The organism is Arenibacter algicola (genome assembly GCF_000733925.1).
Classification (GTDB): Bacteria; Bacteroidota; Bacteroidia; order Flavobacteriales; family Flavobacteriaceae; genus Arenibacter; species Arenibacter algicola.
The window spans coordinates 963,016-976,344 of sequence record NZ_JPOO01000001.1; the positions used below are offsets into that span (position 1 = coordinate 963,016).

General features: G+C 38.9%; 16 protein-coding genes. 14 read left to right on the plus strand and 2 right to left on the minus strand.

Annotated elements, in window-relative coordinates; translation table 11 throughout:
* Nucleotide 1 precedes the first annotated feature (1 nt).
* From U735_RS24885 to U735_RS0104110, 5 genes are read left to right on the plus strand one after another with little or no spacing between them, the layout of a single operon-like run.
* Nucleotides 2-433 (plus strand): BLUF domain-containing protein, encoded by a 432-nt coding sequence (locus U735_RS24885; protein ID WP_051891864.1) that lies wholly within the window; start codon nt 2-4, stop codon nt 431-433.
* Between the two features lie 51 nt (nt 434-484).
* Nucleotides 485-1,273, plus strand: a complete 789-nt coding sequence (gene modA / locus U735_RS0104095; protein WP_232233168.1) for a molybdate ABC transporter substrate-binding protein — start codon at nt 485-487, stop codon at nt 1,271-1,273.
* Nucleotides 1,266-1,667, plus strand: a complete 402-nt coding sequence (locus tag U735_RS0104100; RefSeq protein ID WP_031442605.1) for a TOBE domain-containing protein — start codon at nt 1,266-1,268, stop codon at nt 1,665-1,667. The genes modA and U735_RS0104100 overlap by 8 nt, the downstream gene beginning before the upstream one ends.
* The gene (gene modB / locus U735_RS0104105) at nt 1,667-2,338 is read left to right on the plus strand and encodes a molybdate ABC transporter permease subunit (RefSeq protein ID WP_031442606.1); all 672 of its coding nucleotides are present in this window, start codon (nt 1,667-1,669) and stop codon (nt 2,336-2,338) included. Before U735_RS0104100 ends, modB begins: the two co-directional genes overlap by 1 nt.
* Nucleotides 2,335-3,207: an ABC transporter ATP-binding protein gene (locus U735_RS0104110; RefSeq protein WP_031442607.1), complete on the plus strand. Its 873-nt coding sequence runs from the start codon at nt 2,335-2,337 to the stop codon at nt 3,205-3,207. Before modB ends, U735_RS0104110 begins: the two co-directional genes overlap by 4 nt.
* A gap of 35 nt (nt 3,208-3,242) precedes the next feature.
* Here the strand turns inward: U735_RS0104110 and gldA are convergent, their stop codons facing one another.
* Nucleotides 3,243-4,136 (minus strand): gliding motility-associated ABC transporter ATP-binding subunit GldA, encoded by an 894-nt coding sequence (gene gldA, locus U735_RS0104115; protein WP_031442608.1) that lies wholly within the window; start codon nt 4,134-4,136, stop codon nt 3,243-3,245.
* Nucleotides 4,137-4,603: 467 nt separating this feature from the next.
* On the opposite strand from gldA, the gene U735_RS0104125 reads away from it, so the two are divergent.
* The 5 genes from U735_RS0104125 to U735_RS0104150 all read left to right on the plus strand — a co-directional run bounded on the left by U735_RS0104125 (nt 4,604) and on the right by U735_RS0104150 (nt 9,584).
* A complete protein-coding gene (locus U735_RS0104125) occupies nt 4,604-5,434 on the plus strand; it encodes a prephenate dehydratase (protein WP_031442610.1) in 831 nt (276 codons plus the stop codon).
* Nucleotides 5,428-6,573 carry a pyridoxal phosphate-dependent aminotransferase gene (locus U735_RS0104130; RefSeq protein WP_031442611.1) on the plus strand — a complete coding sequence of 382 codons (1,146 nt, stop codon included), beginning with the start codon at nt 5,428-5,430 and terminating at the stop codon, nt 6,571-6,573. The genes U735_RS0104125 and U735_RS0104130 overlap by 7 nt, the downstream gene beginning before the upstream one ends.
* A 107-nt stretch (nt 6,574-6,680) precedes the next feature.
* Nucleotides 6,681-7,541 carry a prephenate dehydrogenase gene (locus U735_RS0104135; RefSeq protein ID WP_031442612.1) on the plus strand — a complete coding sequence of 287 codons (861 nt, stop codon included), beginning with the start codon at nt 6,681-6,683 and terminating at the stop codon, nt 7,539-7,541.
* A 9-nt stretch (nt 7,542-7,550) separates the two neighbouring features.
* Nucleotides 7,551-8,633: a bifunctional 3-deoxy-7-phosphoheptulonate synthase/chorismate mutase type II gene (locus tag U735_RS0104140; RefSeq protein WP_031442613.1), complete on the plus strand. Its 1,083-nt coding sequence runs from the start codon at nt 7,551-7,553 to the stop codon at nt 8,631-8,633.
* A gap of 276 nt (nt 8,634-8,909) precedes the next feature.
* Nucleotides 8,910-9,584 carry a head GIN domain-containing protein gene (locus U735_RS0104150; RefSeq protein WP_031442614.1) on the plus strand — a complete coding sequence of 225 codons (675 nt, stop codon included), beginning with the start codon at nt 8,910-8,912 and terminating at the stop codon, nt 9,582-9,584.
* Between the two features lie 75 nt (nt 9,585-9,659).
* On the opposite strand, the gene U735_RS0104155 is transcribed toward U735_RS0104150, so the two are convergent.
* On the minus strand, nt 9,660-10,100 hold the full coding sequence (locus U735_RS0104155) for a hypothetical protein (protein ID WP_031442615.1): 441 nt from the start codon (nt 10,098-10,100) through the stop codon (nt 9,660-9,662).
* A 105-nt stretch (nt 10,101-10,205) separates the two neighbouring features.
* Between U735_RS0104155 and rsgA the strand changes: the two genes are divergently transcribed.
* The 4 genes from rsgA to U735_RS0104175 all read left to right on the plus strand — a co-directional run bounded on the left by rsgA (nt 10,206) and on the right by U735_RS0104175 (nt 13,244).
* A complete protein-coding gene (rsgA, locus tag U735_RS0104160) occupies nt 10,206-11,156 on the plus strand; it encodes a ribosome small subunit-dependent GTPase A (RefSeq protein ID WP_031442616.1) in 951 nt (316 codons plus the stop codon).
* Nucleotides 11,156-11,608 (plus strand): D-aminoacyl-tRNA deacylase, encoded by a 453-nt coding sequence (gene dtd, locus U735_RS0104165; protein WP_031442617.1) that lies wholly within the window; start codon nt 11,156-11,158, stop codon nt 11,606-11,608. Before rsgA ends, dtd begins: the two co-directional genes overlap by 1 nt.
* Entirely contained in the window at nt 11,608-11,934 is a 327-nt protein-coding gene (locus U735_RS0104170; RefSeq protein ID WP_031442618.1) for a nucleotide pyrophosphohydrolase, read from the plus strand. Before dtd ends, U735_RS0104170 begins: the two co-directional genes overlap by 1 nt.
* Before the next feature lie 80 nt (nt 11,935-12,014).
* The gene (locus tag U735_RS0104175) at nt 12,015-13,244 is read left to right on the plus strand and encodes a 3-phosphoshikimate 1-carboxyvinyltransferase (RefSeq protein WP_031442619.1); all 1,230 of its coding nucleotides are present in this window, start codon (nt 12,015-12,017) and stop codon (nt 13,242-13,244) included.
* Nucleotides 13,245-13,329: the final 85 nt, after the last annotated feature.

Here is a 13,329-nt window from a genome sequence, read left to right on the forward strand (position 1 = left end):
AATGTACCAACTGTCTTATTCTTCCAGAGCAACCCAAGATATTTCTGAAGAAGTTATTAGCGGCATTTTGACAACCTCCCGTGAGCGTAACAAGGCCATAGGAGTTACTGGCTGCCTAGTTTTTCATAAATTTTCCTTTATTCAAATAATTGAAGGTGAAAAAAACCATATAAAATCCCTGTTTGAAGATATTAGGCGGGATAAAAGGCACAGCGATGTAACATTGTTGTGGGAGGGCAAGAATAATGGAAGAAATTTTAGCGACTGGAATATGGCTTATTTTACAGAATCCAAGGAAAGATCCGGTAGTGGGGAGATGAGGAATTTTGAAAGAAATTTATTTTTGTTATCAGAACTGTCCGCGGGTTCCACTTCTGTATTGAACATGTTTTGGATTAGTGTGCGTAAACTTATTTCTGGGGAGCTAATCTAATTGGAACTTGACCCCTCTCTCTTTTGACGATCAAAATTTACCCAATAAAAAATGTTTAACAGCGAAAGAACAATGAAGGGATGCAATTCGCGATGGCTGGGTTTAATGCTGTTAACCGCTATATTAATTGGGTGCCAAGATAATCACGACAATAAAATTATAGTAGCCACAGCGGCCAATATGGAGTCTGCCATGCGGGCTTTGACAATTGAATATACACACAAAACTGGAGTGGAATTCGAGTTAATTGTTGGGTCATCGGGAAAATTAACAGCACAGATTATTGAAGGTGCCCCTTATGATATTTTTGTTGCTGCCAATATGAAATATCCTGAAGCTGTTTATGCCGGGGGAAAAGCTAAGAATGAGCCTAAAGTCTATGCCAAAGGAAAATTGGTGCTATGGTCAATGGTTGAAAATACCCCCGTTTCAATTGCTGCATTGTCCGATCCCGTTGTTGAACACATTGCTTTGGCAAATCCCAAGACTGCCCCGTATGGCGTTGCCGCCCAAGAAGTTTTGCAACATTACGGCCTTAATGAAATCTTAGGAGCTAAATTAGTCTTTGGGGAAAGTATTGGCCAGACCGATCAATTCATTATTTCCCGAGCAGCCCAAATAGGTTTTACGGCCTTATCAACAGTTTTATCCCCAGAAATGAAAGGGAAAGGGAGTTGGATTCCAATAAACCCATCGCTATACTCCAATATTAATCAAGGTGTAGTGCTTGTAGAGCGGAAAGAAGACACTAATCAGTATGCACTGGGCTTTTATGACTTTCTTTTTTCAGTTGAAGCCAAGGAGATATTAAAAGAATTTGGATATTTGGTAGATGAATAGTTTTCTGGGTCATATAACAGAAGTTACAACCAATGGTACCATGTCCATTGTATGTGTTGGGGTTGGCAACGGTGAGGAATTAATGTCCGTGGTTATAGATAGCCCCGAAACTGCCCCTTATTTGAAAAAGGGCAACAAGGTGAATGTCCTGTTTAAGGAAATGGAGGTGGCGATCACTACCCAAAAGGAATTGGATATTAGTATAGAAAATAGGATTGCTGGAAACATTGCCAGTATTGAAGAGGGAGTTTTGTTGAGTAGATTGATTTTGGAGACCAAAATAGGGGAGGTCATTGCTATAATAAGCACTAAGAGTGTAGGGCAAATGGGATTGGTTGAAAAGATGAACGTGATGATAATGGTTAAATTGAATGAGATAATACTGGCACCATAATGGATTGGCAACCTTTAGTACTTACCTTTAAGCTTGCGGTGGTTACTACGGCGATATTGTTTGTGGTTTCTATTCCTATTGCCAATTGGTTGTCAAGTACCAAATCCAAAATAAGGCCTGTCTTGGAAACTTTGGTAAGTATGCCCTTGGTCTTGCCACCTACCGTATTGGGGTTTTATATGCTTGTGGCCTTTAGTCCAGAAAATGCCTTTGGGAATTGGTTAAATGAATGGCTGGGAATCAAGCTTATATTTTCTTTCGGAGGTTTGGTAGTGGCTTCGGTCATTTATAGCTTGCCGTTTATGGTGCAACCCATTCAAGCGGGACTTTCCTCCCTGCCTTCTACATTAAAGGAAGCTTCCTATACTATGGGGAAATCGAAAATAACTACACTGCTAAAAATTTTGTTGCCCAATATTAAACCTTCTCTTCTAACAGGTGTTGTACTTTCATTTGCCCATACGGTTGGCGAGTTTGGCGTGGTGCTTATGATTGGTGGGAATATGCCCGGTAAGACCAAAGTGGCCTCTATTGCCATATATGATGAAGTGGAGGCGCTTAATTATGCTGCTGCCAATAACTATTCATTGATATTGTTTTCCGTAACTTTTATTATTCTGTTGCTGGTTTATCTAACCAATGGAGGGTATTTTAAACGCTATGCTCCATGATAAGTTTAAACCTAAAAAAAACATTGAAATCTGCCGGAGGGAATATTGATCTGGATATGCAATTGGTCATTGAAAAGGGGCAATTTGTTACCTTATTTGGGGAATCCGGTGCCGGAAAAACATCTACCTTAAGAATGCTGAGTGGTTTGTTGAAACCAGATAGCGGAACCATAAGAGTGGGTGAAACAACGTGGTTCGACAGTCGTAAAAATATTGATCTTAAACCCCAACAACGGAAGCTGGGATACGTTTTTCAGGACTATGCCCTCTTTCCCAACATGAGCGTTCGTCAAAATTTAGAATACGCCCTTCAGAAAAATCAGGATAGAACCATAATAGAGGAGTTGTTGGAATTTGCCGAACTTGGCGACTTGGATCAAAGAAAACCAGAAACCCTATCCGGGGGGCAAAAACAACGCGTGGCATTGGCCAGGGCATTGGTCCAACGACCTGAAATATTAATATTGGACGAACCTTTGTCGGCCTTGGATTTAAAAATGAGGATAAAGTTACAGGAATATCTTTTGCAGGTTCATAAGAAATATAAACTAACCACTATATTGGTAAGTCATGATATTGGGGAAATAGTTAAACTATCGGATAGGGTCTTTGAGCTTCAAAATGGTAGCGTAATTAAAAAAGGTACGGCTGCCGAATTTTTTGGACTAAACAAGACCAGTGCTAAATTTAGATTCTCAGGGGAGGTGTTAAAGATACAAAGGGAAGATGTTTTGTATGTAATTTCCGTACTGATCGGCAACGATATTATTAAGGTGGTTGCGGATCGGACCGAGGCCAATAATTTTAAGATAGGAGATCAGGTTTTGGTCGCTTCAAAAGCCTTTAATCCAATAATTCAAAAAATATAATTCACGGTTATTGTCGGCTAAAAATACATTTAAGCTTAAAGGGTCAGCTCAGTAAATAGGCTTTCCAGATTCTTGTTTTTCCTGCTTAATTGCAGGGTTTTTAATTGGTTGTCATGTGCAAAGTCGAACACCACTGGACGCATATCATTAGAAGTGTTAAAGGTAATCTCATAAACAAACCCACCAATATTTTTAACCAATATTACATTGGGCAATTTATTTAAAAATGCTTCTTCCACCCTAAAATCGAATTCGACCACCAAAACTTGATCCTGTCCGTCGCGCAATTCTGAAAGTTTTTTATCCGCTACTATAGTCCCTTTATTTATGATCAATACCCTGTCACAGACAGCTTCTACCTCTTTCATGATATGTGTAGATAGTAAAATGGTCTTTTCTTTTCCAATTTCACGGATCAATTTTCTAATTTCCAACAATTGATTGGGATCTAGACCTGTTGTTGGCTCGTCTAGAATCAACACCTCCGGGTCGTGCAGAAGTGCCGCGGCCAATCCAACCCTTTGTCTATAGCCTTTGGAAAGCTGCCCTATTTTTTTGTACGCCTCCGGGCCAAGACCGGTCTGTTCTATTACCGTGTTGATCCTTTCTTTATTTACTTTGTAGACATCCGCGTTAAACGCAAGATATTCCTTGACGTACATGTCCAAATAAAGTGGGTTGTGCTCTGGTAGGTAACCAATGCTCTTTTGAACATTTTTCTTTTCACTTTGCACATCAAATGAATTGACTTCAGCTTGTCCGTCATCTGCGGTGTAATATGTGGTCAATATTTTCATCATAGTGGATTTTCCTGCACCATTGGGACCTAGAAAGCCTACTATTTCCCCTTTCTCTATGGTAAAGGAAACATTGTTCAATGCTTTTTGTTTTCCAAAAAATTTGGTAATGTTTTTTGTGATGATGGACATGCGGTTACTTTTTATCAAAAATAACGCAAATTAGTGAAACCTGGTTTTAATTATTTTTTTGATAGAATGTTGATTGCCAATGGCGGATTGTTGGTTTTAATAGAATCATTTGTTCTTCGTAATTCGCAAAATAATATCGATTTAAGGGTTTAATCGGTATTATTTTTTGCGTTAAACTGAAATAAATAAAAAAATGTTGGCATAAATGCTGATATGTAAATTTAATTATTAATTTAGCCGGAGTTTTACAAGAAAAATGACAAAGCAGTATTTCTGGAACGGTTTTAATTTTTACTTCTTTTTTAAGGGAGGTATGGGACTGTTCTAGCATATTTTAAGATATATATAGATAAAAGTCCTGTGAAAACCAGGACTTTTTTTTTGGATATAACTTTCGGAAAGGGAGTGGAGTTACAAAGGAGTTTAGCGGTAAGTCTTTGACAGGCCGGAAGATAATTTAAAAAAGGGTGAAATTAAAAATTGCAATACAAGGTATCAAGGGTTCTAACCACCACCAAGTGGCAAAGGATTACTTCGGCGATGATGTTACATTCGTGGAATGTTCATCTTTCGATATTTTGGTAGATCACTTGATCAATAAGACTGCAGATAAAGGGGTAATGGCCATAGAGAATTCCATCGCTGGGTCCATTATACCCAACTATGCCCTTGTCTTTCATAAAAACCTGCATATTATAGGAGAAAAGTATTTAAATATTCATCATAACCTGATGGCTTTAAAAGGTCAGACTATTGATGATATCAAGGAAGTACGCTCGCATCCCATGGCACTGCTTCAGTGCAATGAGTTTTTTAAAAATTACAGCCACATTAAGTTGGTCGAAGATATAGATACTGCCGAGACGGCAAAAAGAATTCAGGAAAATCAGTTAAATGGGATAGCGGCCATTGCACCAAAAGTTGCTGCTGAATTGTACGATTTGGAAATTATACATTCGGAAATACAGACCATAAAGGATAATGCCACTAGGTTTATTATTGTAAAGACACAGAATAAGGCCTTGCCAGAGGAGGAGATCAATAAGGCGTCTGTAAGATTCATTACTGACCATAAGCGAGGTAGCCTTGCTGCCATATTGAATGTTATGAGCGATTGCAACTTGAACCTTACAAAAATACAATCCCTTCCGGTAATTCAGACGCCTTGGAAGTATTCATTCTTCGTTGATGTAACTTTTGAGAAGTATAAACATTTTTCAAAAGCCAAGGCTTTGTTGGAAATTATGGCTGAAGAATTTAAAGTATTGGGAGAATATAAAAATGCCAGAATATTATGATTACGGCAAACAGATTAAATACAGTTGAAGAATACTACTTTTCTAAAAAACTTAGGGAAGTTAGGGGGTTAATGGCGGAAGGAAGGCCTATTATAAATATGGGTATCGGAAGTCCGGATTTGGAGCCGTCCATTGAGGTGCAAAATGCAGTAAAAGAGGCATTGAGGCATGATGGTGCGCATCAATATCAGAGTTATCAAGGTCTGCCCGAACTTAGGGAAGCATTTACATCCTTTTATAAAAATAAATTTGGTGTAACTGTGGATCCACAAACTGAAGTACTGCCATTAATGGGGTCTAAAGAGGGGATCATGCATATTAGTCTAGCTTTTTTAAACCCGGGGGATGAGGTGTTGATTCCCAATCCTGGGTACCCTACATACACCTCGGTAACCAATTTGGTCGGGGCATTGCCGCGGTATTATGATTTAACAGGTGAGAACGGTTGGTTTCCGGATTTGGAAGCTATGAAGAGACAGGACCTTTCCAAGGTAAAGATAATGTGGACCAGTTATCCACATATGCCAACAGGGGCCACAGCGAACAGGGAGCAATTAAAAAAGCTGGTTGATTTTGCAAGGGAAAATGATATTTTAGTGGTGAACGATAATCCTTACAGCTTTGTCCTAAACCAAAATCCCATAAGTATTTTGGAGATGGAGGGAGCCATGGATGTTGCATTGGAATTAAATTCGTTGAGCAAGACCTTTAATATGGCGGGTTGGCGAGTTGGAATGGTTCTGGGAAACAGCGAACATATCAATGCGGTTTTAAAGGTGAAGAGCAATATGGATTCGGGTATGTTTTATGGCATACAGAAAGGAGCCATCGCAGCCTTAAATAGTAGCGAATCATGGTTTAGTGAATTAAATAGGGTGTATCATGAGCGGCGGGAATTAATGTACGCTTTAGCTGATAAACTGCAGTGTACTTATGATAAAAACTCTGTAGGAATGTTCGTTTGGGCGAAATTGCCGGCCGGGGTTTCGTCCTCAGAAAAGTTTATTGATGAGGTGCTCTACGATAAGAATATTTTTATAACTCCAGGAACCATTTTTGGTTCAAATGGGGAGGGGTATATCCGATTCTCCTTATGTGTTACGACGGATAGGATTAAAGAAGCGGTCAGTAGGTTTTAAAAGGAAATTGAGGTAGAATACTGGAAAGTGAAAAGGGGAAAAGACAAAGTATAGGAGGATAGTTCTTTTTCTGTTATTAAATGTTTTTTCTCTGTTAACAATAAAAGATGAATGTATTTGTAATCGGTATCGGATTAATCGGAGGGTCACTGGCCAAGGATATTAAACGCAATAGGCCAGATTCCAAAATTTATGGCATAGATGTCAATGAGGGACATTTGGATGAGGCTTTGTCATTATCTTTGATCGATGAAAAGGCGGATTATAGTCAATTGCACCTGGCCGACTTCGTAATAGTGGGGATTCCGGTGGATGTTATGGTGCAGGAACTGCCAAAAATATTGGATTCCATTGATGATGATGCCGTTGTTATTGACGCAGGGTCTACAAAGTCCCTCATCTGCAAGGTTGTGGAAAACCATCCCAAGAGAAGAAATTTTTTGGCTTGCCACCCAATTGCGGGAACCGAGTTTTCAGGTCCCTCTGCGGCCATAGAAGGTTTGTTTATGGGGAAGACCAATATCATTTGTGAAATAGAGAAAACTGCCTTTAAATTACAGGAAAAAGCTTTGGAACTTTTTCAGCAATTGGGGATGCGGATACGCTATATGAATCCGGAGGCACATGATAAGCATATTGCCTACGTTTCACATTTGTCACATATAAGTTCCTTTATGCTGGGAAAGACGGTAATAGAGAAAGAAAGAAATGAACGTGACATTTTTGATATGGCGGGAAGTGGTTTTGAAAGCACAGTGCGATTGGCCAAGAGTTCCCCTGCTATGTGGACCCCAATTTTTAGGCAAAACAAGGAAAATGTAGTTGAAACCTTGGGAGAATATATACAAAATTTGAAGGAGTTTGAAGCAATGTTAATAGCCGATGATTATGAAGGCATCTATAATGAAATGAATAGTACAAATAAAATAAAGGAAATATTAAACGGAATACCACTTAACAAAAAATAGAGTATAGAAATGGAAAATTTAAAAGAAATGAGATCATGGTTGGACGATATGAAATTGGACCATCCGTTAGTAATTGCCGGGCCTTGTAGTGCGGAAACAGAGGAGCAAGTGCTTCGAATTGCCAATGAGTTAAAGGATACCGATGTAAATTACTATCGTGCTGGTATCTGGAAACCTAGAACACGTCCAGGAATGTTTGAAGGGGTAGGTGCTTTAGGTTTAAAGTGGTTGCAGAAAGTTAAGGCGGAAACCGGTATGAAAACTTGTACAGAGGTAGCCAATGCTGCCCATGTGAAGTTGGCATTGGAGCATGACGTTGATTTATTGTGGATTGGTGCAAGATCAACCGTTAGTCCATTTATTATGCAAGAAATAGCGGATGCTCTTGAGGGAACAGATAAAATTGTTTTGGTCAAGAACCCAGTAAATCCTGATTTGGCTTTATGGCTTGGTGGAATTGAAAGATTATATACCGCCGGAGTTAAAAATTTAGGCGCTATACATAGAGGTTTCTCTACTTATGAGAAAACAAAATATAGAAATATCCCTGAATGGCAATTGGCGATCGAGTTTCAAAATAAATTTCCTGATCTGCCTTTAATCAATGATCCTTCGCATATTACAGGAAACAGGGAAATGATTTTTGATGTTTCGCAAACTGCCTTGGATCTTAATTTTGATGGTCTAATGATCGAGACACATTTCGATCCAGATAATGCATGGAGTGATGCCGCACAACAGGTTACCCCTGCAAAACTGATCCAGATTATGAGAGATTTGAAAATTAGAAAAGAGTCCGATTCGGAAGCGGAGTACACTAGCCAACTTAGTAATCTTAGGGCACAAATAGATGTTCTTGATAGCCAGTTGATAGAAATGCTCGGAAAAAGAATGAAGATCTCTGATGGGATAGGCGCTTTAAAGAAACAAAAAAATGTGGCTGTTTTACAATCCAACAGATGGAACCAAATTTTAGGTGCCATGATTTTGGAAGGGGAAGCAAAGGGATTAAGTGAGGAATTTGTCTTAAAGATGTTTAAGGCAATTCACCAAGAATCCATAAATCACCAAGAGAAGATAATCAACTCATAAACTATTTTATTGGTATACCGTTAAAACCACGCTATCAGGCGTGGTTTTTTTATGTTCAAGGTTTCCTTTTTTCGTGGGAATTATTTTTTGCCCCTCTGGTTTAAGAGAATTGTAGATGCCGCTAATATTGTAGAAGGAATGTTTGATTAAGTTAATTGTTTGTATAATTTAGTGTAACAAATCTACTTTTGTACCATCTTTACCAAGTGAATGGAACTAATCGTTCAAAGTTTCCCCAAATGTTTAAATAGAGGTTTAACAAAAATATTAATGATAATGAAAAATGTTTTGGTAATTGGTTTTCTATGCCTATCGTTCATAGGGTTCTCCCAGCGAATAGTTGATAAAGCCGTTGGTGATTTTAACGAGGTAAAGGTTTATGATCTAATAGAGGTGAATCTTATTAAATCTAACGAGAATAAGGTTTTGGTAAAAGGGGATAATGTGGATGATATTCAGATTGTAAATAAAAATGGAGTCCTTAAAATAAAAATGGAACTGGATAAAAAGTTTCACGGGGAAGACACCTTTGTGGAGGTATATTTTAAAAATTTAGATCTAATTGACGGGAATGAAGGCGCAAGAATTACGGTCAACGAAACCTTAAGTCAGGAAAAGATAGAACTGAAGACCCAGGAAGGGGCAAAAATAAAAGTTGGACTCGATGTGCACCAACTGATTGTACGATGTGTTACCGGTGGTAATGTTGAGGCCTCTGGAAAAACTATAAATCAAGAGGTTGTTTTAAATACGGGAGGAGTTTTTGAAGGAAAACCGCTTCTTAGCGAAAAAGCAAGTATTAAGATTACGGCTGCCGGAGAGGCGGCAATGTTTGCATCTGATGAGATAGATATCAATATCAAAGCTGGTGGGGATGTTTACGTATATGGAAACCCAAAATCGGTCAATAAGAATACGTTTGCCGGTGGAAGGGTAAAAATTATGGATTAGTAATGCATCTTCCTAAATAGGATTACAAAAAAAGAACCCGGCCAATTGACCGGGTTCTTTTTTTTACTTTTAAGATTACTTCTTAAATATGTATCGGGTTATAAAAATCCCCTGTCCGTCGTCTTTGCCACTATCACTTTCTACCGCACTGGTAACAAAGGCCAATTCCCATCCTTCGGCCACCATGGCATTTATTTTTGATGATATCAAAGCATCATTGGCAGCGATGTTCTGGAATCTAATTCCTCCAATATTGTAAAAATTTAGAAGTTTGGTTTCTTCAAAATTTTTCACCCGTATGTCACCTCGGTCAGATTTATTTCGTGTATTGTCTTCCTCGGTTTGTTCACTGGTGAATTCCTTGTAATCCCTATCTTCAGTAGCACTAATGATCCGTGATCTCCCAATACCGCTGGGAACTATGGATTCTACACTGGTGATTACCTTAAATTGTTGTGCATTTACGTCCATAATGGCCGTTATTGCTAAGCATGCAATGAGCATAAATTTTTTCATTTTTTGTGTTTTTTATGATTAATGATTGTTTAACAACGATGAATTTTAAAAGCTAGTATAAAACTAAAGTTGTTTCTTTGTAAACAAATATGTCAGAACACTTTAATGGAAGGAACCGTATATAAATCTACTGGAAGTTGGTACACCGTAAGAACTGGGGAAGGTGATTTCTATGAATGCCGTATCAAAGGAAAATTTCGGCTCAAAGGAATAAAAAGCACTAATCCTGTCTCCGTGGGTGATGAGGTGGTGTTTGAGGTGGACGGTGCCATTGAAAATGCCCAGGGGATCATTACCGAAATTAAGGATAGGAAGAATTACATTATTAGAAAGTCGGTAAACCTATCTAAACAGACCCATATTATTGCCGCTAATTTGGATCAGGTTTTCCTGATAGTAACCTTAAATAATCCCCCCACTTTTACAAGTTTTATAGATCGGTTTTTGGTGACCTCAGAAGCCTACCATATTCCAGCTATTTTACTTTTTAATAAGATAGATACCTATAATGAAGAGGAACTTGATGAGATAAAATATCTGGCAAAGCTTTACAGGGAAATTGGATATACCTGTATCGGGATTTCTGCCAAGACTGGAAAAAATGTGGATAAGGTAAAGGAATTGATGATAGGAAAGACAAGTATGTTTTCCGGACATTCCGGTGTGGGAAAATCTACCTTGGTCAATGCTATTGAGCCTCAATTGGACTTGAAGACCAAAAAAATATCCACCCAACATATGCAGGGGCAACACACTACCACTTTTGCGGAAATGTTCGATTTGGAATGTGGGGCCAGGATTATCGATACCCCTGGAATAAAAGGGTTTGGTATAGTGGATATGGAGAAAGAGGAAATAGGCGATTATTTTCCCGAGTTTTTTAAGTTGAAAGGCGAATGCAAGTTTAATAATTGTCTTCATTTGGATGAACCCCATTGTGCAGTAAAGAAGGCGTTGGACAATGATGAAGTGGCTTGGAGCAGGTACAAAAGTTACGTGCAAATGTTGAGCGGGGAACAAGAGAATTATAGAATGGACATTTACGGAGAAAAGTAATGCGTGCAACAATACAAAGGGTAACCACGGCGAGTGTAACGGTGGATGGGAAAGTAATTTCAAAAATTTCGAACGGACTACTAATATTTTTGGGAATAGAGGATGCGGATACAGTGGATGATATTAAATGGCTTTCCAATAAAATTGTAAACCTCAGGATTTTTAATGATGAAGAGGGGGTTATGAATTTGTCCCTGCAGCAGGAGGAGGGAGAGGCCTTGGTAATTAGTCAGTTTACCTTGCATGCATCCACAAAAAAGGGAAACAGGCCCAGTTATATAAAAGCGGCAAAGCCGGAGATTGCTATTCCCTTGTATGAAAGTTTTGTGGCACAATTGGAAAAAGATCTTGGAAAAAAGGTTGGAACTGGTGTTTTTGGAGCTGACATGAAAGTGGCGCTGCTTAACGATGGACCAGTAACTATTCAAATAGATACAAAAAATAGAGAATAATGAACATAGAAAACGCACAGGAAGCCGTAGACGAATGGATCAAGACCCATGGGGTACGCTATTTTAACGAACTTACCAATATGGCCCAACTAACCGAAGAAGTAGGGGAGGTAGCCAGAATTATTGCCAGGCGTTATGGGGAGCAAAGTGAAAAAGAATCAGACAAGGATAAGGATCTAGGGGAAGAATTGGCCGATGTGCTTTTCGTAGTGCTGTGTCTGGCCAATCAGACAGGGATAAATTTACAGGAGTCTTTTGATAAAAAATTAAACCTGAAGGCCAAACGTGATCATAATCGCCACCACAATAATAAAAAGCTGAAATAGTGCTATATTTGCAGCTTGTTTTTGTTTCGTCATACTGAAACAAAAAATATTGTAAATACGTCTTAAAAATTCCATATAAATTGAAGTTACACTTATCTGCCCCATCGGAAACCCTAATAAAATCAACAGTAAAAATAACAGGATCCAAAAGCGAATCCAATAGATTGTTGTTGCTGCAGGCCCTGTTTCCCTCTATAAAAATAGATAACCTTTCCAATTCCGATGATGCGGAAGTTATGCAAAAGGGATTGCAGATCAGTAACGGCGTGGTAGATATTCACCATGCAGGTACTGCCATGCGTTTTTTGACCGCCTATTTTGCGTCACAGGAGAATAAAGAAGTTACCCTCACAGGGTCTAAACGAATGACGGAAAGGCCTATAAAAGTATTGGTGGAGGCATTGAGGAGCCTGGGTGCGGAAATAAGTTACCTAAAGGACGAAGGGTATCCGCCTATTGCCATAAAAGGTAAAAAATTAACACAGAATAAAGTTAGCCTGCCAGCAGATATCAGCAGTCAGTATATTTCGGCTTTGTTATTAATAGCGCCAAGTCTTGAAAATGGGATCGAGTTGGAGTTGGTTGGTAAAATTACATCCGTACCATATATAAAAATGACCTTGGGTCTGCTTTCCCAAATTGGGGTGGCGAGTTCTTTTCAGGGGAATACCATTAAGGTGTCACCGAAAAAAGCAGTTGAACCTACCATCCAAGTAGTAGAATCAGATTGGAGTTCCGCCTCCTATTTTTATAGTATAGCGGCACTTTGTGATATAGGTACGGAAATTTCGTTATCTGCTTATAATAAGAATAGCCTTCAAGGGGATAGTGTACTTAAGGAAATCTACAAGGATTTTGGCGTGGAAACCAGCTTTAAGGGCCATGAGGTATTATTGAAGAAAATTGCAGCACCCAACAATGCCACTTTCAATTTGGACCTGGCAAATGCACCGGATATAGCGCAGACCATAGCGGTAACATGTTTAGGTTTGGGCGTTGGATGTCATATGACGGGCCTACATACGCTTAAAATTAAGGAAACCGATAGGCTGGAAGCATTAAAGACGGAATTGACCAAGTTGGGCGCATCCATATCCGTAACGGATAAAACTTTGACCTTGGAGCCTTCCAAAGAAATAAAAAAGGAAATTGCTATAGATACCTATAACGATCATAGAATGGCCATGGCCTTTGCTCCACTGGCTCTTAAGACTACACTGTTCGTGAACGATGCGGAAGTGGTATCCAAATCATATCCAGACTTTTGGGAGGATATGAAAAAACTGAAATTCAAGGTGCAAACCGTTTGATTTTTATTTAAATAGGGTTTTACTTGACATCGCCCCCTGCATCGTCGTATATTTGCAGCCGCTAAACATTAATCTAAATTTAAGG